An 18,206-nucleotide genomic window follows, 5' to 3' on the forward strand; every position below is an offset into this window, starting at 1 on the left:
CCACACGAACGCGGATGCACGCCATGACTGTTCCGTCACCCGAACCCTCGATGCCTCATCGTTTTGCCCGCTGGGCACCGATTCCAATACGCCTGATCGTGGGCTACGGATTCATGGAACACGGCTTTGCCAAACTCGGCCGCGGCGCTGGCGCTTTCGCCGCCATCCTGCATTCCATCGGCGTGCCGTTGCCCCATTTGATGGCATGGATGACCATCCTGACGGAAGTGTTCGGCGGCCTGGCCATCCTGTTGGGCGCCTTCGTGACTCTCGCAACAGTACCGATGGCCATCGTGCTGCTGGTCGCCATCTTCACCGTACATCTGCCCTACGGCTTCAGCTCGATCAAGTTGATGAGCGTCACGGCCGCGGGTGCCCATTTCGGGCAACCAGGATATGAATGCGACCTGCTCTATCTGGCCGGCCTGGCCGCGCTTGTATTGGGTGGCGCGGGACCATGGGCACTGGATAATCTGCTGCTCCGACGCAAGGGAAAGCACTCATTGACCGCAAACGACCGCTGAAGCCTGCCCGGGACAACGGCACTATGACCCGCGCAACCACCGCGCCGCGTCCACCGCGTAGTAGGTCAAAATCGCATCCGCTCCCGCGCGCTTGAACGCGGTAAGCGCTTCCAGCACCACCGCCTTCTCGTCCAGCCAGCCATTCTGTGACGCGGCCTTGAGCATCGCGTATTCGCCGCTGACCTGGTAGACGAAGGTGGGCATGCCAAAAGCGTCCTTCACCCGGCGCAGCACGTCGAGGTAGGGCAGGCCCGGCTTCACCATCACGGCGTCGGCGCCTTCGGCGATGTCCAGCTCGATTTCGCGCAAGGCCTCGTCGGAGTTGCCCACGTCCATCTGGTAGGTGTGCTTGTTGCCCTTGCCGAGATTGGCCGAGGAACCCACCGCATCGCGGAACGGGCCGTAAAACGCGGAGGCGTATTTCGCCGAGTAGGCAAGAATGCGGGTGTGGATGTGGCCGGCGGCTTCCAGCGCCTCGCGGATGGTGCCGATGCGGCCGTCCATCATGTCCGACGGCGCCACGAAATCCATGCCGGCCTCGGCCTGCGCCAGCGACATCTTCACCAGCGCCTCGACGGTGGGCTCGTTCATCACGTAGCCGGTCTCGTCGATCAGCCCGTCCTGGCCATGCGTGGTGTATGGATCCAGCGCCACATCGCCGATCAGGCCCAGCTCGGGATATTTCGCCTTCAACGCCCGCGTGGCGCGCTGCATCAGGCCATCGGGATTCCACGCCTCGCGCGCATCCTCGCTCTTCACGTTCGCGCCGGGCGAGGGAAACAGCGCCAGCGCCGGAATGCCGAGTTCCACGCATTCGCCGGCCAGCTTCAGCAACTCGTCGACGGACAGACGATCCACGCCCGGCATCGACGGCACGCTCTCGCGCTGGCCTTCGCCCTCGATCACGAACGCGACCATGATCAGGTCGCTCGACAGCAAGGTGTGCTCGCGCATCAGGGCGCGGGAGAAGGCGTCGCGACGCATGCGACGCATGCGGATGGCGGGAAAATTCATGGCGGGATCTCGTGGCGCGATATCCGCCCATTCTAGCGCCACGCCTCGTGCATGCCGCCGGCAGTGGACACTTTGCCGCGCGCGACGAATGTCCAACACCGCGCATACGTCATCGATACACCGGCAGGCGCATCGTCCCGCCACGGACTCCGCACAAAGACGGAAACACGCCATGACCACCCACGCTCCCCACCCGTCCCATCCACGCTGGCACGCTCCGGCGAAGGCCCGTTACCTCGGCGCCCACGACGACAACACGCCGCTGGAGATCACCCTGGTCATGCGCCGCCGCGGCGAGACACCGCCCACCGCCACATGGCCGCATACGGCGCCCCTGCAACACGCAGACTTCGACAAACACGGCGGGGCCGACCCTGCCGACGTGACGCGCCTGCGCGATTTCGCGCACACGCACGGGCTGGAAGAAACCGGCTGCCAGCCGCATCGCCGCGTGCTGCATTTGCGCGGTTCCGCGGCAAGCATGCAGCGCGCCTTCGGCGTGACGCTGGGACGTTACCAGCCGGAGGATGGCGGCGAGGCCTTTGTCGGTTGCGCCGAGGCACCGGCACTGCCCGAGGGCGTGATCGCCGTACTCGGACTGGATCGCCGCCCGGTCGCACGCCCACACTTCCGCAAGCCACTGGCCCAACCCAGCCAGACCTATACGCCGATTCAGCTCGGCCAGCTCTACGCCTTTCCCGATGGCGACGGCAGCGGCCAGAGCGTGGCCATCATCGAGCTCGGCGGCGGTTACGTGGCCAGCGACCTCAGCACCTACTTCAAGTCGCTAGGCCTTGCGAAAACGCCCTCGGTCACGGCCGTGTCCGTTGCCGGCGGCAAGAACCAGCCGGGCAGTGATGCCGATGCGGAAGTGATGCTGGATATCGAAGTTGTCGGCGCACTGGCGCCCGCCGCAGCGCTCGTCGTGTATTTCGCGCCGAACACCGACCAGGGTTTCTACGAAGCGATCTCGCAGGCCGCACACGACACTACCCACAAGCCGTCGATCATCTCGATCAGTTGGGGCGGCCCGGAGGACAGCTGGAGCAGCGCCTCGCGCGAAGCGATGCAGACCGCGCTGCTGGACGCCGCCGCACTTGGCGTCACGGTGACCGTGGCCGCCGGCGACAGCGGCTCCTCGGACGGCGAAAGCGACGGACTTTCCCACGTCGACTTCCCGGCCTCCAGCCCGTACGCGCTGGCCTGCGGCGGCACGAAGCTGGTCGCCAGCGCCAGCCAGATCAGCAGTGAAACGGTGTGGAACGAGACGGCCGCCAGCGAAGGCGCTACCGGCGGCGGCGTCAGCACGGCATTCGCCCTGCCCGCATGGCAGAAAACCGCCAAGGTGCCCGCGGCCACGGGCGGTTTCGCCGGCCGCGGCGTACCCGATGTCGCCGGCGATGCCGACCCGCTGACCGGCTATCAGGTACGCGTGGACGGGACCGATCAGGTGATCGGCGGCACCAGCGCGGTGGCACCGCTATGGGCCGCACTGGTGGCGCGGTTCAACCAGGCGCTTGGCGCACCGCTGGGCGACATGCACGCCGCCGTGTACCAGATCGGCAGCGCCGCATTCCGCGACATCACCCAAGGCAACAATGGCGCCTACCAGGCCGGCAAGGGCTGGGACGCGTGCACCGGCTGGGGCAGCCCCGACGGAAAGACCCTGCTCGATGCGCTGACGGCGCTGCGGAAAAGCACGAAAAAGCACGCGCAGTAATCTCCTGGCGCGTTGATCGATGCCGGCCGCAAACCTCGTTGATCACGGCCATTCATCGCAGCAACCTGCCGCGCATCCTTACGGCGGCGGGCGCGCTTGCGTAGCCGCGGGTTGCGCAAGGCGGTCCAGCCGCCGTGGGCGGGATGCAAACCCTTGCAGGAGAGCCTTCAGGCAATGAGTGACTGATCCGGGCGGTATCCATCGCCTCATCCGATCCGATCTCGGGAAGCCTTCAAATGGACGTCTATCCGGCTCTCCGGAAGGCTTCCGCGGCACTGGCAGCACTTCGACAACCTCTCCCATGCGCCCGCGCATGTTCGCCGGACTGGACGAACGCGCCGCCAAGCGGCAGGCTGTAGAGCTTTCCCCGTCAGGATCGTCGATGAGTTCCCCGAACGCCGCCCCCACCCTGCTTGCCGACCTGGGCGGCACCAACGTCCGCTTCGCACTGGCCGATACCGGCCGGGTGGATCCCCTGCTGATGGACAGCGTGCGACGTTACCGCGTGCGGGATTTCGACACGCTCGCCGACGCGATCCAGCAATATTTCGCCGACACCGGCCACACCGCGCGCCGCGCCACCATTGCCGCCGCCGGCCGCATCGCCGATGGCGAGACGGTGCAGATCACCAACAACCCCTGGGCAGTGGTCGCGCATGCGCTGCAAGCCAAGCTGGGGCTGGACTCGGTATCGCTGGTCAACGACTTCGCCGCGCAGGGCATGGCGGTGCCGCTGTTGAGTGCGCCGTACCTGGCATCGGTCGGCTCGCAGTCGTTGCCGCAACTGAATGGCAACCCCACGCAGACCTACGTGGTGATGGGCCCGGGTACCGGCCTTGGCGTGGCCGGCCTGTTGCTGCGCGACGGCCGCTGGACCGTGCTGGAAACCGAAGGCGGCCACGCCGGCTTCGCCGCGCACACCAGCGAAGACGTGGAGATCCTGCATCGCCTCAACGCGCGCTTCGGCCGCGTGTCCAACGAACGCATGATCTGCGGCAACGGCCTGGTGAACCTCTACTTGGCACTGGCCGACATCGCAGGACAGCCGCCCGAGGAATATTCGCCCGAAGACATCACCTCGCACGCAGTGGACGGCAGCGACCCGTTGTGCGTGCGCACGGTGGAAACGCTGGCCGGCATCTTCGGCAGCGTGGCCGGCGACCTGGTGCTGAGCCTGGGTGGCTGGAACGGCGTCTACCTCACCGGCGGCGTACTGCCAATCCTGTTGCCGTGGTTGCGCCATGGCGGCTTCCGCCAACGCTTCGAGGCCAAGGGCCGCTTCCGCGAGACGATGGAACAGGTGCCCACGGTCGCGGTCATCCATCCGGAACCCGGCCTGCTCGGCGCCGCCGCCCTGGCCCGCGTACAAGCCGGCCAGCCCTTGCTGCCCCCGCGCGGCTGAGCGTTCAGAACCCGAAGCGATCGAGTCGAGCCCGCTCGCGGGCGATGCTCCTGCCCTGGCGCTCATCGGGCGGAAAATCAGGAGCATCGCCCGCGAGCGGGCTCCTGCAGCGGGCCATGGCAACACGTGAGGGTGGATTTTCACAGGCACTGAGCGCTCGCGCGTCGCTCACGGGTGCACGCGCATACTCACGTCCGCCCCATCCCAGGAGATCCGCATGTCCCGCACCGCCCTGCTGTTCGACCTCGACGGTACCCTGATCGACAGCGTCTACCAGCACGTGCTGGCGTGGAAGGAAGCGCTGGACGCGGAAGGCGTGGAACTGTCGGTGTGGCGCATCCATCGCAAGGTGGGCATGAGCGGTGGCCTGTTCACCCACATCCTGTTGCGCGAGACCGGGCTGGAGATCACCGAGGAGCGGCTGGAGCGCCTTCGCATCCGCCACGCCGAGGCGTTCAACCGCTACCACGCGCAGCATGCGGTGCGCGCGTTGCCCGGCGCGCGCGAATTGCTGGCGCACCTCACCGCCCAGCGCATGCCGTGGGCCATCGCCACCAGCGGCCGCATGGAAACCGCTGCACACAATCTCGCGGCGCTCGGTGTGGACCCCGAAAAGGTGCCGGTGGTGACACGCGACATGGTCCGCCACGCCAAACCCGATCCCGACCTGTTCATTGCCGCCGCCGACCGGCTCGGCGTGGACATCCAGCACTCGCTGGTGATCGGCGACAGCGTCTGGGACATGCTGGCCGCGCAGCGAGCCCGCACACTCGGCGTCGGCCTGCTTTCCGGCGGCTATGGCCAGGACGAACTGGAACGCGCCGGTGCGTTCCGCGTGTATGAAGATCCGGCGGATTTGCTGCGGCATATCGACGAGATCGTGGCGCGCGAGTGAGATGGTGCATCACCAGCGCCCTCTCCACATCACATGATCCCGATCAGCCTGGCGCCAGCAACGCTTCCAGATCACCCTCGTCGAAACTCAGCCGTTCGCGGCTGCCGCCGCCGTCGAGTACGGCTTCGGCCAGCTCGGCCTTGCGCGCCTTCATTTCCTCGATGCGCTCCTCCACCGTGCCGGCGGTGATCAGGCGGAACACGAACACCGGCTTGTCCTGGCCGATGCGGTGGGCGCGGTCCGAGGCCTGCGCTTCGGCGGCGGGGTTCCACCACGGGTCGTAGTGGATCACGGTGTCGGCGGCGGTGAGGTTGAGGCCGACACCACCGGCTTTCAGCGAGAGCAGGAACAGCGGCACGTCGCCGTCCTGGAAGCGCTGCACGGGTTCGGCGCGATCGCGCGTTTCGCCGGTGAGGGTGACGTAGCGGATGCGGCGTCGGTCCAGTTCGCCGGCGATCAGCCGCAGCATCTCGGTGAACTGCGAGAACAGCAGCACCTTGCGCCCTTCGGCCAGCAGCGCGGGCAGCATGTCCATCAGCAATTCGAACTTGGCCGAGTCGTGCACGCCGCGCGCGGCTTCGAGTTTCACCAGCCGCGGATCGCAACAGACCTGGCGCAGCTTGAGCAGGGCATCGAGCACGACGATGCCGGAATGCGCGATGCCACGTTGGGAAATCACCTCGCGCAGTTCGTCGGCCAGGGTCAGGCGTAGGCTTTCGTACAGCTCGCGCTGACGGCCGTCGAGTACCACGCGGCGCGTGATCTCGGTCTTCGGCGGCAATTCGGACGCCACCTGCGATTTGGTACGACGCAGGATGAACGGCGCGAGCCGGCGATTGAGCCGCGCCTGGCATTCCTCGTCGCGCTGCTTCTCGATCGGCACGCGGTAATGCCGGCGGAACGCCCCCTCGTCGCCCAGCAAACCGGGCACCGCCAGATCCACCTGCGACCACAATTCGCCCAGGTGATTTTCCAGCGGCGTGCCGGTGAGGCAGATGCAACGCGGCGCGCGCAGGCTGAGCGCGGCGCGGCGCGCCTGGGTGCGCGGATTCTTCACCTGCTGGGCTTCGTCCAGCACGATCAACGCAAACGGTTGCTTGCGCAGCGTGACCACGTCGCGCGGCAGCAATGCGTAGCTGGTGAGCACGATGTCGTGCGCATCGAGCTGGCCGAAATCCTCGCTGCGCTGCGGGCCGTGCAAGGCCAGCACTTTCAGCATCGGCGCAAAGCGGGCAACCTCGGATTGCCAGTTCGGAATCAGGCTGGTCGGCACCACGATCAGCGCGGGTTGTTCCAGCGCACCGCGCTGTTTCAGCGCGAGCAGATGGGTGATCAGTTGCAGCGTCTTGCCCAGGCCCATGTCGTCGGCCAGCACACCGCCCACGCCGGCCTCGGCCAGCGCATTGAGCCAGCGCAGGCCTTCGCGCTGGTAAGGGCGCAATTCGACGGTGAGTCCATCGGGCACGACATCGCTGGCGCGTTCGGCGGCATCGCGCAGGCGCGTGGTGAATCCGCGCAAGGCCTCCGGCGCCTGCAGTTCGCCATCGCCGGGCAACGCCTCGGCCAGCTCTTCCAGCCGGCCGGCCTGCACGCGCGGCAGGTGCAGTTTCCTTTTCGGTTTTTCCAGGTATTCGGCCAGCGGCGCGAGCAGGCCGCGCAGCTCGCGCAGGCTGACCGGCACGCGGCGGCGATCATCCACCGGGGCATACCAGACGGCATCCTCGGGTTCGTTGGCGACCGGCCGCAGGTTGAGCTGATGATCGGCCAGCGCCTGCGCTACCGCAGGCAGCAGGTTGTGGCGCTTGCCTTCGACCTCGATGCCGATTTCCAGGTCGAAGGCATGGTCGTCGGCATCTTCCACCGCGTTGCCGTACCAATGCACCGGGCCATCGAGCACTTCGAACGGGAAGCTGGGCGCGTAGTCGAGCTGGAAGTTCTCGCCCTCGAGCTTCGGCCGCAAGGCCAACCAACGCGCGGGCGTATTCACTTCCAGCGCGCCGGTATGGCCCTTGCCCGGAAACAGCCAGGCATCATCCGGCAAGGTGTCGGCCAGGTCCCACGGCAGGCCTTCGGTATCCACGGCGGGAGTCAGCCCGGCGCGTTCGAGTTGCTCCATCGCGGTCAATTCTTCGGCGCGACGCCGGGTGATCTCGACCAGCTGACCGTTGCGCACGCGTCGCACCAGCGGCTCGCCGCCGCGGCTGGGCAGGCGCTCGCCGGCATAGTCGAAGGCCAGCCGGGCGTAGGCCAGCGGCGGCGTGCCCGCAGCCAGGCGGGCGTGGCGGGTCAATGCGTGCAGGGTGAGCACGGGTTTCGGCGCCAGTTCCTCGCGCTGCAGTTCACCCAGCACTTGCGGCGCGGGTACGCGATGGGCGAGCCGGCTGTGCGGCAACGTGGCGCACAGCCCCGGCGCCTCGTCGTATTTCAGCGGCGGCAGGTCGAGCCAGTGGCTTTCTTCGGCCGGGGCCTCGAGGTGGCCCAGCTCGGCGCGCTCGGCGTCGAGATACCACAGCGTGTCCAGGCGCAGCGGGCGCTGGCTGTGTCCCAGCGCCGGCAGCAGGCGCTGGCTGCCATCCTGTTCCAGTTGCCAGTGCCAGTTGAGCTGATGCGAACGCCCGCGCGACAGGCGCAGGCCACCCAGGCCGCCAAGGAAGCACGGCGCGGTATCCAGCATCTCGGCCAACAGTGCATCGCCGACATGGCCGGCCAGATGGGCGTAGCTGCGACCCTTGCGCAAGGCCTGCGGCAGTCCCAGCACGGTGGTCGCCAGGCGTTGCTCGTGGGACGGCAAGGTGGTGCGTGCCAGCAGCTTGCTGTCCAGCGGCACCGGCCGCACGAAGCGGCCGTGCTCGGCCACGCTGAGCGTCACCGGCGCCACGTCCAGCCGCCCGTACGGCGCGCCTTCGTCCGACAGCACCTCGAAGAAGAAACCGAGCACGCCCGGCTCGCGCGAAGCGGCGGCGACGGCCGGCGCGGCCAGCAGCTTGCGCCACGCCACGGGCAGCCTGTCGCTGCCGGCGCGGGGCGAGGCGGGCTCGCCGAGGTGTTTCTCGTCCGGTGGCTGCATGCGGATGCGATCCGTGGGCGATGAAACTTCCGAGCTTAGCAGGCCTGCGGGGTTTGCCCGCAAGCCCATCGTCAGGATCTCGAATCGGCGCTCAACGCGGCTCGAACAAACCCTTCGGGTACTCGGGCTTCTGCTCGCGCCCCATCAGCGCCTTCAACCCTTCGACGGGTGTCACTTCGCCATGCAGCACGGCACGCACGCCGGCGGAAATCGGCAGGTCCAGGCCATGCTTGGTGGCCAGCCGCACCACTTCGTCGGCGGTCAGCACGCTTTCGACCACCTGGCCGATCTGGCGCACTGCCTCGTCGATGGCCACGCCCTTGCCCAAGGCCAGGCCAAGCCGGCGATTGCGCGAGAGATCGCCAGTGCAGGTGAGCACCAGGTCGCCCAGGCCCGACAGGCCCATCAGGGTTTCCGGTCGCGCACCCAATGCCACGCCCAGGCGCAGCATCTCGTTCATGCCGCGGGTGATCAGGCCGGCGCGGGCATTGAGCCCGAGCTCCATGCCATCGGCCACGCCAGTGGCCACCGCCAGCACGTTCTTCATTGCGCCGCCCAGCTCGGCGCCAAGCACGTCGTTGCCCGAATAGGCGCGGAAGTCGGGCGCGTGCAGCATCGAGGCAAGATGCTGGGCAAAGCTCGCATCTTCCGAATGCACGGTGACTGCACTGGGCATCCCGGCCGCCACTTCCTTGGCGAACGACGGCCCGGTGATGACCGCGGCGGGCCGCCCCGGCAGCTTCTCGGCCACCAGTTCATGCAGGAAGCGCCCGGTACCCGGCTCGAAGCCCTTGGTCGCCCAGGCGATCGCGGTATCGGCGTCGAGCAGTGGCGCGAGCTCGTCCAGGATGGACGCGAACGCGTGGCTGGGCACCACGATCAGCACCACGCCGGCACCGCGCACGGCGGCAGCGAGGTCGCTCTCGTAGACCAGCGATTCCGGCAACGCCAGACCAGGCAGGTAACGCTGGTTGCGCCGGCTGCTGGCCATTTCGGCCAGCGCCCGCGCATCGCGGCCCCACAACCGTGTCGGCGTGCCATTGCGTGCGGCCAGCGCAGCCAGCGCCGTGCCCCACGAGCCGGCGCCGAGGACGGCCAGGGTCGATGCTTCAGCCATGGTCCGGACTCAGCTGTTGAGCGTCGGCGCCTCGCCGCCGCCCGCCGCCCGGCGCTGCTGCTCGGCGAACAGGGCGTCGAAATTGATCGGCTGCAGCAGGAACGGCGGGAAACCGCCTTCCAGCACCAGCGAGGAGATCACCTGGCGCGCGTACGGGAACAGCAGGTTCGGGCAGTAGCTGCCGATGACGCCGTCACGATCGGCCGCATCGAAGCCGGCAATGCCGAACACGCCGGCCTGCTGCACTTCGGCCAGGTAAGCGGTGCGCTCGCCCAGCGTGCAGGTCAGGGTGAGGCTGAGCACCACTTCGTACAGGTCGCCGCCGAGATCGGTGGCGCTCTGGCCCAGGTTCAGCTGTACCTGCGGCTGGGCCTGCTCGTTCTCGCCGATCTCCTGGAAGATCTGCGGCGCATTCGGCGCCTCGAAGGACACGTCCTTCACGTAGATCTTCTGCAGCACCAGCTGCGGCTGGCCGGCCTGGCCGTTGGCCTGGTCCAGGGTGGTGACTTCTGCCATCGGAAAAACCCCTCGTCTTGTACGTTGCGGATACGCGAAAGAGGTCGATTGTTCCATACATCCCCCGCCACCGCCACGCTGCGGAACGGCAAAGATTGCGCAGCGCCCTGTTTTTGCGGGACAATAGGCGGCTCGACCTCTGCCAGCCCGGCCTTCCGGGTGTGTCCGCGACGCGATGCGGCTTCAGGTGATGGCGAATGCAACACCCACCAGCATCGCGTGGCGCAAGGCGCCGCTGGGCCGATGTCGCCCTGGCCAACGGGCGTTACACCACTCAATACGGAGGTCATCATGGCCCGTGTATGCCAAGTCACCGGAAAGGGTGTGCAGACCGGCAACAACGTCTCGCATGCCAACAACAAGACCCGTCGCCGCTGGTTGCCCAACCTGCACGAGCGTCGCTTCTGGGTCGCCAGCGAGAACCGCTGGATCAAGCTGCGCGTTTCCAACCACGCGCTGCGCACCATCGACAAGAAGGGCATCGAGGCCGTGATCGCCGACCTGCGTGCCCGCGGCGAAAAGGTCTGAGGAGCTAAGTCATGGCCAACAGCAAGCAAGACAAGATCCGCCTGATCTCCTCGGCCGGTACCGGTCACTTCTACACCACGCAGAAGAACAAGAAGAACACGCCGGAAAAGTTCGAATTCAAGAAGTACGATCCCGTCGTGCGCAAGCACGTGATCTACAAGGAAGGCAAGATCAAGTGACGTGACGGCGCGTTCGCGCATCGCGCGAACGCCTTTGCCGGAACGTCATCCCAGCGAAAGCTGGGATCCAGTAAAATATGCAAAACCCGTCTTTATGGCGGGTTTTTCTTTACCCACGTTCTGACCCGCTCGCGCTACGCGCGGGCGGCTTTGCCGGAACGTCATCCCAGCGAAAGCCGGGATCCAGTAAAACATGCAAAACCCGTCTTTATGGCGGGTTTTTCTTTAGCCCGATCAACACGCCACCGATTCTGGTGCGCGCAAGCCCCGGAACAACCTTCATCTCAGTGGGTGAAGTAGTACAGCGCCTTTCCCAGGCTCTCTCCAGCATCCATGGCCAGCATCGCCGTGACCGCCGTCGCGAGCACCACCAGGCAGACGCGCACAACAAGCGGGCTCTTCGCCAATGCAGTTTCGATACCGTTTTGAATCGATTCCATTGCCATTCCTTTTGTCCCAGGAGACTCTCGGGCATCCGCACGAGCGGGCATGCATTGAGTCAATTGCCCGCCCGCTTATTCAAACCAGCAAGTACTTTTACCAAATTCCGGTAACGCTTGCCGGACTATCTTGCGCCGGAATGACAGCCTGACCTGGATCACCCGCCGGCACTGCCACGGCGCAAACTCGCGCCACGTTAGCATTCCATCCTGTAACGTGGCACCCATACCCGGCATCCGGAAGCGCGCCATGTCCATTCCCCGTATTCGCCCAGTCATTGCCCTGGCCCTGGTCGTATTCGCCGCCGCCGCCACCGCCGCCACCCACGGCACGGCCAGCGTGCGCTATGACCACCCGGAAAACTTCACCGAGACCAAGGAGGTGCAGGCCTTCGCGCCCATGCGGGCCGACCCCGGCTACCTGGCCACCCTCAAGGCCTATATCGAAAAGCAGGCGGCGGCCATGTTGCCGGCAGGCGAGCGACTGGACATCGTCATCACCGACGTCGACCGCGCCGGCTCCTACCTGCCTTCGGTCGGGCGGGCGAATCCGGTACGCATCGTCAAGGACACCTACCCGCCACGCATCAACCTGCATTTCCGGCTGATCGACAGCCAGGGACGGACGATCCGCGAAGGCGATCGCCGCCTGGTCGGCCTGGGCTTCATGTACGACAGCGCGGGCGGGCTCACCGACAGTGACCCGCTGCGCCATGAAAAGCGCCTGATCGATCGCTGGCTGAGAAAGGGACCGGCGAAACTCTGAGAGGCTGCCCACGGCCTCCGATGTTCCTGCTTGACCAGCCCTTTGGCTGTTGAAAAGCGCCTCGCAGGAATGACGGGAAAGAGGTACCGGGCCAACGAGAGGATCGTGAACAGGCTCCGAGAGGCCTTGGTCGCCGCCAACAAAAAGGCCCGCCATGAAGGCGGGCCTCGTCGTTCCTGCCGCGACAGGATCAGGCCGTGGCGACGCTGTAGCCCTTCAAGCGCTGCGCGAATTCCTGCAGCACCCGTATGCCGCTTTCCTCGGCTTCGTGGATCCACTGCTGCAGGCCCTTCAGCGCCTGCTCGGCGCCACGCTGCTCCATCAGGGCGGCGAGGCGGTTGCGGAAGTCGCAGACGGTCTTCAGCGTGGGGCGCTTGGCCAGCACGGCCTGCAGCCGCGCACTGCCTTCGTTGTCCAGCCAGCGGCCGCCGTCGGCCAGTGCCAGGCGCATGCGTCGCGGCATCGACTTGATGCTTTCGCCGGCGTGCTGTGCCTCGTCGCCGATGGTCGGCAGGATCACGCCGCGATAGAAATCGGTCATCGCCTGGAAGCGATGGGTGAGCACCGCCTTCAAGGTGTCGGCGTCGGGCAGGCGCACATTCGGACGCACGTCCAGCGACGGCGCCACGCGCAGCACCTTGGCCAGGCCCACCGCGCGCAGACCGCAGATCACCGCCCAGCCGATGTCGAACTCCCACTTGCGCAGCGCGAACTTGGCCGAGCTGGGGAAGGCGTGGTGATTGTTGTGCAGCTCTTCACCTCCGATCCAGAAGCCCCACGGGATCAGGTTGCGCGCGGTGTCGGCGCTTTCGAAATTGCGGTAGCCGGCCCAGTGGCCGATGCCGTTGACGAAACCGGCGGCCCAGAACGGGATCCAGATCATCTGCACCGCCCACAGCGCCGCGCCGATCACGCCGAACAGCGCCAGATTGATCAGCAGCATCAGGGTCGGGCCCCAATACGGATGGCCGCCATAGACCTTGTGCTCGACCCAGTCGTCCGGGGTGCCGCGGCCGTACTGCTCCATGTCCTGCTTCGATTCGCAGGCGTCGCGGTACAGCGAAACGCCGTCCCAGAACACTTTCTTGATGCCGTAGATCATCGGGCTGTGCGGATCGTCCGCGGTCTCGACCTTGGCGTGGTGCTTGCGATGCACCGCCACCCACTCGCGCGTGACCATGCCGGTGGTGAGCCAGCCCCAGAAGCGGAAGAAATGCGCCAGCACCGGGTGGAAATCCACGCCGCGGTGGGTCTGGCTGCGATGCAGGTACAGCGTCACCGTGAAGATGGTGAGCTGGGTCATCACCAACAGGTAGACCAGCATGCTGATCCAACTCGCGTGGGTCACGCCGTTGGACAGGAAATTGAGTACGGCATCAAGCATTTGGAAATCACTCGGGTGCGGTGAGAAGGCAGTCTAAAGCGAGGGTTTCCGTACCCGCCAGCATGGATTGACATTCCATGGTAAGGCACACGCACTTGCTCTTTCGTTAAATGCGTGCCCTGTGACCGTTGACTGTTGTTAAACCATGGGGTCGCCATGACAATCAGGCAATGATCGCGCCAACCCCTGATTCATCTCCCGTATTGCAGCTTGAACACGTCTCGCGCCGGCGTGGCGGGCGGCCCGCCGTGCGTGAACTCGACCTTTCGCTGGCAGGCGGCCAGGTGCTTGGTCTGCTGGGCGTCAACGGTGCCGGCAAGTCCACCACGCTGTCGATGATTGCCGGTGCATTGCGGCCTGACGGCGGCACGATCCGCCTGGACAGCCGGGATTTCGCCGAATATCCCGAACTGGCCCGGCAACGCCTGGGTTGGCTGCCCGAACGTGCCCCGTTGTGGCCGGAACTGACCTCGAGCGAACACCTGGATGCCCATGGCCGCCTGCGTGGCCTGCGTGGCACGGCCCTGCGGCAGGCGCGCGAGCGCATCATCGAACGGCTGGAGCTGCAACCGCTGCTGCGCCGGCTGGCCGGCGCCCTGTCGCAGGGCCAGCGCCAGCGTTTGGGCCTGGCCTGCGCGCTGCTGCACGAACCGGCCCTGCTGGTGCTCGATGAACCCGGCAATGCGCTCGATCCGGTGCAGACAGCGACACTGCGGACCTTGATCCGTGAACAGGCCGCCGCCGGGACCGCGGTGATCCTGTCCACCCATCTGCTGGCCGAAGTAATCGCGGTATGCAGCCGCGTGGCGATCCTGCATGAAGGCGTGCTGCACCACGACGGTCCGGTGGCCGCGGATGACCACGCCACACTGGAGCGCCGTTTCTTCGACATCGCGATGGCCGGCGGAGCGCAAGCCGCATGAGTACATTTGCCGTGATGCGGCTGGAATTGCGCCGCCTGTTCGTGCGCCCGTTGGGCTGGGTGCTGGGCGCGCTGACACTGGCCGAGCTGGCCTGGCGCTTCATATTGCTGCTGGGCAATTTCCTGGCCATGCAGGTGCGGCTGGCCGCGTTGCCCAGCGCGCCCGGCTTCACCGACATGGCCGGGGTACCGCTGCTCAGCAGCCTGCTCACCGGCGGCTTCATCCCGTTCGGCTTCACCGAGTTGGCGTTGATCGTGGTGCCGCTGCTGGCGATGTCCACGCTGGCCGGCGAGCGCGGCAACGGCACCTTGCCGCTGCTGTTCGGTACCGGGCAATCGGCCACGGCCATCGTGCTCGGCAAATACCTTGCGTTGATGGCCTGGCTGCTGCTGTGGCTGGCATTGACCCTGGCCATGCCGTTGTCGCTGGCGCATGCCACCCATATCGACTGGGGCAAACTGGCCGCCGCCACCTTGGGCATGGTGCTGTTGCTGGCCGCGCTGGCCGCCATCGGCGTGGCCTGCTCGGCCTTCGCCTCGCATCCGGCCATTGCCGCCACCGCCGGCATCCTGCTGGTGCTGGCGCTGTGCTCGATCCAGCTTGGCGCGCAGAGCGCGGGCGTGAACAACGGCCTGATCAACTGGCTGGCCCTGCCGACCCACCTTGAGCCGCTGTTGCGCGGACTGGTATCGACCGCCGACATCGTCTGGTTCGTGTTGCTCACCGCGCTGGCACTGGCGTTGGCCGTGCGCCGCGTGGCGGCCGAAAAGGAGCGCGGCTGATGCGCAACGACTTGTTTCGACGGCTCGACGGCTGGCTGTTCGCGTTGCTGCTGCTGATCGGCGTGGGCGCACTGGGCTTCCTGGGCACACATTACCAGCACACCGCGGATTGGACCGCCGGTGGCCGCGCCAGCCTGTCGGCGGAAAGCCGCGCGGTACTGGGCAAGCTCAAGGGCCCGGTGGAAATCGTCAGCTACGCCAACCCGCAAGGCGACCTGCGCCAGACCATCGCCGCCTTCGTCCAGCGCTATCAGTTGGCGAAGCCCGATCTCACGCTGCGCTTCGTCGATCCGGAGCAGGACCCGGCGAAGATGCGCCAGCTCGGCATCACCGTGAACGGCGCACTGATCGTGCACTACCACGGCCGCGAGGAACGCCTGGACGAGCTGTCCGAAGACAGTCTCACCAACGCGCTGGAACGACTCACGCGCAGCGGCGAGCACCTGGTCGCCTTCGTCACCGGTGATGGCGAACGGCTCGCCGACGGCAAGGGCAACACCGACCTCGGCACATTCATGGGGCAGTTGGAGCAGCGCGGCATGCGCGCGGTGCCGCTGAACTTCTCGCAGGTCACCGCGGTGCCGCAGGGCACCAGCCTGGTGGTGCTGGCCAGCCCGGCGCTGCCATTGCCCGGCGGCGCGGTGAAGGCCCTCACCGACTACCTCGCCAACGGCGGCAACCTGCTCTGGCTGACCGAGCCCAACTCCGCGGATCCGACGCTGAAACCGCTGGCCGACGCGCTTGGCATTCACGTGCTGCCCGGCGTGCTGGTCGACGGCGCGGGCGCCGCACTGGGCCTCAAGGACCCGCGCATGATCGCGGTAGGCCTCTATCCGCCGCAGGCGATCACCCGTGGCTTCGCGCTGACCACGCTGTTCCCGCAGGTGGCCGCGCTGGCCGAAACCAGCGACAGCCAGTGGAAGATCCAGCCGCTGCTGCGCTCGGGCCCACAGAGCTGGACCGAGCTCAAGCCGATCGACGACGCCCATCCCTCCACCATCCGTTACGACGCGGCAAGCGGCGACCTGAAGGGCCCGCTGGACTTCGGTTTCAGCATGAGCCGGCTGTCGCCCAACCCGGACAAGACGCAGCAACGCGCGGTGGTGATCGGCGATGGCGACTTCCTGTCCAACACCTTCCTCGGCAACGGCGGCAATCGCGCGCTGGGCGAACGCATCTTCGACTGGCTGCTGGGCGATGACGTGCTGGTCGACCTGCCACCACGCGGCGCACCCGATCGCGTATTGAACGTGTCGCAGACCGGCCTGGATGCCCTGAGCATCGGCTGCATCGTCGGCGTGCCGCTGTTGTTGCTGGTGATCGGCGGTCTCGTCGCCTGGCGCCGACGCCGGCGATGACGCGCGCCGCCCGCCAACGTCTGTGGCTGCTGCTTGGCGTGGCCGCCCTGCTGGCACTGGCGCTTTGGCAGTGGCGCAGCGATCGCGCCCACGCACCGGGTACTTTGCTCGGCCTCGACCCGGCCAGCATCACGCAGATCCAACTGCAATTCGGCCACGCAGCCGCGATGAACTACCGGCGCAACCATGGCCACTGGCAAGCCGCCGATGGCACACCGGCCCAGATCGACGATGCCCGCCTGGACGCACTGGCCGCGATTGCCGCCGCGCCGGTCGAGCACTGGCGCCCGTTGACGGATTTCGATCCGGCGAAGATCGGCCTGGCCGCGCCGCGCGCCGTGCTGCAACTGGACGGTCACACGCTGCGCTTCGGCGCCGTCGCCGCGATCGGTCATCGCTGCTACGTGCAACGCGGCACGCAGGTGGCGCTGGTCTCGCTGCGCTACATGCCGCAGGCGCCGACAAGCCAGACCGTCGAGCTGCCCTGATGCCCGAGCTGCCCGAAGTCGAAACCACCCGGCGCGGCATCGCCCCGCACGTGATCGGTCGCCGCGTGACAGCCGTGACGCTGCGCCGCGCCGACCTGCGCTGGCCGATCCCGCCCGAAATCAGCGAGCTGTTGCCCGGCCAGCGCATCGACGCGGTGGAACGTCGCGCGAAATACCTGCTGCTGCACACCGCCGTCGGCAGCGCGCTACTGCATCTGGGCATGAGCGGCATGCTGCGCGTGCTGCCGCCCGATGCGCCGCTGGGCAAGCACGATCATGTCGACATCGCACTGGAACGCCGTGCCGGCGAAGGCCCGCGCGTGCTGCGCTTCACCGACCCGCGTCGCTTCGGCTGCCTGCTGTGGCAACCGCCCGGCGAAACCCACGAACTGCTCGCCCGCCTCGGCCCCGAGCCACTCACGGACGCCTTCGACGGCGACCGCCTGTGGCAGCTCTCGCGTGGCCGCAGTGCCGCGGTGAAGTTGTTCCTGATGGACAACGCCATCGTCGTCGGCGTGGGCAACATCTACGCCAGCGAAGCACTGTTCGCCGCCGGCATCGATCCACGCCGCCCCGCCGGCAGCGTGTCGCGCGCCCGCTACGCGCGCCTGGCCAGCGAGGTGAAACGCATCCTCGCCTGGGCCATCGAACGCGGCGGCACCACGCTGCGCGACTTCCTCAACCCGGATGGCGCACCGGGCTATTTCTTCCGTGAGCTGATGGTCTACGGACGCGTCGGCGAGCCGTGCAAGACCTGCGGTACGGCCATCCGCCAGGTCGTGCTGGGACAACGCTCGACGTTCTGGTGCCCGCGCTGCCAGCGCTGAAAATCGCGAAAGGTCCAGAGTGGCGCTGCAGGAGCGCACCCTGTGCGCGAGGCTCTTTGTCACGTGACGGAAAACCTCGCGCACAGGGTGCGCTCCTACAGTGGACGTCATGCGGCCATGGCAGCGGGAGAGTGGATTTTCCACGGCCCCGAAGCTTCACGCCAATCGTTTCCAAAACGAAACGGTGTAACCACGGATCAGCGGCTACCCAAGCCCGTTTTCGCGCCTAACATATTCCCGTGAATCGCCATGGCACGGGATTTGACGACAGGTCAT

At 66.9% G+C, this 18,206-nt stretch carries 18 protein-coding genes; 12 read left to right on the forward strand and 6 right to left on the reverse strand.

What is annotated here, in order from left to right:
- Positions 1 to 23: 23 nt before the first annotated feature.
- A complete protein-coding gene (locus tag BMY90_RS06245) occupies positions 24 to 524 on the forward strand; it encodes a DoxX family protein (protein ID WP_092702738.1) in 501 nt (166 codons plus the stop codon).
- Between the two features lie 21 nt (positions 525 to 545).
- Here BMY90_RS06245 and hemB read toward each other — a convergent pair whose 3' ends face one another.
- Positions 546 to 1,538, reverse strand: a complete 993-nt coding sequence (gene hemB / locus BMY90_RS06250) for a porphobilinogen synthase (protein WP_092702555.1) — start codon at positions 1,536 to 1,538, stop codon at positions 546 to 548.
- Between the two features lie 172 nt (positions 1,539 to 1,710).
- On the opposite strand from hemB, the gene BMY90_RS06255 reads away from it, so the two are divergent.
- The 3 genes from BMY90_RS06255 (at position 1,711) to BMY90_RS06265 (ending at position 5,555) form a co-directional block, all read left to right on the forward strand.
- A complete protein-coding gene (locus BMY90_RS06255; protein ID WP_092702557.1) occupies positions 1,711 to 3,258 on the forward strand; it encodes a S53 family peptidase in 1,548 nt (515 codons plus the stop codon).
- A gap of 382 nt (positions 3,259 to 3,640) precedes the next feature.
- Complete coding sequence (glk, locus tag BMY90_RS06260; RefSeq protein ID WP_092702559.1) at positions 3,641 to 4,660, forward strand: glucokinase; 1,020 nt, start codon at positions 3,641 to 3,643, stop codon at positions 4,658 to 4,660.
- A 217-nt stretch (positions 4,661 to 4,877) separates the two neighbouring features.
- Positions 4,878 to 5,555 carry an HAD family hydrolase gene (locus BMY90_RS06265; RefSeq protein WP_092702561.1) on the forward strand — a complete coding sequence of 226 codons (678 nt, stop codon included), beginning with the start codon at positions 4,878 to 4,880 and terminating at the stop codon, positions 5,553 to 5,555.
- 43 nt (positions 5,556 to 5,598) lie between these two features.
- Here the strand turns inward: BMY90_RS06265 and BMY90_RS06270 are convergent, their stop codons facing one another.
- The 3 genes from BMY90_RS06270 to secB form a co-directional block, all read right to left on the reverse strand.
- A complete protein-coding gene (locus tag BMY90_RS06270; protein WP_092702563.1) occupies positions 5,599 to 8,622 on the reverse strand; it encodes a DEAD/DEAH box helicase in 3,024 nt (1,007 codons plus the stop codon).
- A 91-nt stretch (positions 8,623 to 8,713) separates the two neighbouring features.
- A complete protein-coding gene (locus BMY90_RS06275) occupies positions 8,714 to 9,739 on the reverse strand; it encodes an NAD(P)H-dependent glycerol-3-phosphate dehydrogenase (protein ID WP_092702564.1) in 1,026 nt (341 codons plus the stop codon).
- Positions 9,740 to 9,748: 9 nt separating this feature from the next.
- Positions 9,749 to 10,255 carry a protein-export chaperone SecB gene (gene secB, locus BMY90_RS06280; protein ID WP_008211953.1) on the reverse strand — a complete coding sequence of 169 codons (507 nt, stop codon included), beginning with the start codon at positions 10,253 to 10,255 and terminating at the stop codon, positions 9,749 to 9,751.
- A 291-nt stretch (positions 10,256 to 10,546) separates the two neighbouring features.
- On the opposite strand from secB, the gene rpmB reads away from it, so the two are divergent.
- Positions 10,547 to 10,783: a 50S ribosomal protein L28 gene (gene rpmB / locus BMY90_RS06285; RefSeq protein WP_008211960.1), complete on the forward strand. Its 237-nt coding sequence runs from the start codon at positions 10,547 to 10,549 to the stop codon at positions 10,781 to 10,783.
- A gap of 11 nt (positions 10,784 to 10,794) precedes the next feature.
- On the forward strand, positions 10,795 to 10,962 hold the full coding sequence (gene rpmG / locus BMY90_RS06290; RefSeq protein WP_008211962.1) for a 50S ribosomal protein L33: 168 nt from the start codon (positions 10,795 to 10,797) through the stop codon (positions 10,960 to 10,962).
- Positions 10,963 to 11,246: 284 nt separating this feature from the next.
- Here the strand turns inward: rpmG and BMY90_RS17205 are convergent, their stop codons facing one another.
- Positions 11,247 to 11,402, reverse strand: coding sequence for a hypothetical protein (locus BMY90_RS17205; RefSeq protein WP_175481510.1), 156 nt, complete (start codon positions 11,400 to 11,402; stop codon positions 11,247 to 11,249).
- A 250-nt stretch (positions 11,403 to 11,652) separates the two neighbouring features.
- Here BMY90_RS17205 and BMY90_RS06295 point away from each other — a divergent pair, with 250 nt between their 5' ends.
- On the forward strand, positions 11,653 to 12,168 hold the full coding sequence (locus tag BMY90_RS06295; RefSeq protein WP_092702566.1) for a DUF3016 domain-containing protein: 516 nt from the start codon (positions 11,653 to 11,655) through the stop codon (positions 12,166 to 12,168).
- Between the two features lie 190 nt (positions 12,169 to 12,358).
- On the opposite strand, the gene BMY90_RS06300 is transcribed toward BMY90_RS06295, so the two are convergent.
- Positions 12,359 to 13,552 carry a DesA family fatty acid desaturase gene (locus BMY90_RS06300; RefSeq protein WP_092702568.1) on the reverse strand — a complete coding sequence of 398 codons (1,194 nt, stop codon included), beginning with the start codon at positions 13,550 to 13,552 and terminating at the stop codon, positions 12,359 to 12,361.
- A 170-nt stretch (positions 13,553 to 13,722) separates the two neighbouring features.
- On the opposite strand from BMY90_RS06300, the gene BMY90_RS06305 reads away from it, so the two are divergent.
- The 5 genes from BMY90_RS06305 to mutM are packed head-to-tail and all read left to right on the forward strand — an operon-like array spanning position 13,723 to position 17,930.
- Positions 13,723 to 14,475, forward strand: coding sequence for an ABC transporter ATP-binding protein (locus BMY90_RS06305; RefSeq protein WP_092702570.1), 753 nt, complete (start codon positions 13,723 to 13,725; stop codon positions 14,473 to 14,475).
- The gene (locus tag BMY90_RS06310; protein WP_092702572.1) at positions 14,472 to 15,257 is read left to right on the forward strand and encodes an ABC transporter permease; all 786 of its coding nucleotides are present in this window, start codon (positions 14,472 to 14,474) and stop codon (positions 15,255 to 15,257) included. The genes BMY90_RS06305 and BMY90_RS06310 overlap by 4 nt, the downstream gene beginning before the upstream one ends.
- A complete protein-coding gene (locus BMY90_RS06315) occupies positions 15,257 to 16,615 on the forward strand; it encodes a GldG family protein (RefSeq protein WP_092702574.1) in 1,359 nt (452 codons plus the stop codon). Before BMY90_RS06310 ends, BMY90_RS06315 begins: the two co-directional genes overlap by 1 nt.
- Positions 16,612 to 17,103, forward strand: coding sequence for a hypothetical protein (locus BMY90_RS06320; protein WP_092702576.1), 492 nt, complete (start codon positions 16,612 to 16,614; stop codon positions 17,101 to 17,103). Before BMY90_RS06315 ends, BMY90_RS06320 begins: the two co-directional genes overlap by 4 nt.
- Positions 17,103 to 17,930: a bifunctional DNA-formamidopyrimidine glycosylase/DNA-(apurinic or apyrimidinic site) lyase gene (mutM, locus tag BMY90_RS06325; RefSeq protein ID WP_092702578.1), complete on the forward strand. Its 828-nt coding sequence runs from the start codon at positions 17,103 to 17,105 to the stop codon at positions 17,928 to 17,930. Before BMY90_RS06320 ends, mutM begins: the two co-directional genes overlap by 1 nt.
- The last annotated feature ends 276 nt before the right edge of the window (positions 17,931 to 18,206 follow it).

Origin of the sequence: Rhodanobacter glycinis, from assembly GCF_900114325.1 — a bacterium.
Lineage (GTDB): Bacteria > Pseudomonadota > Gammaproteobacteria > Xanthomonadales > Rhodanobacteraceae > Rhodanobacter_A > Rhodanobacter_A glycinis.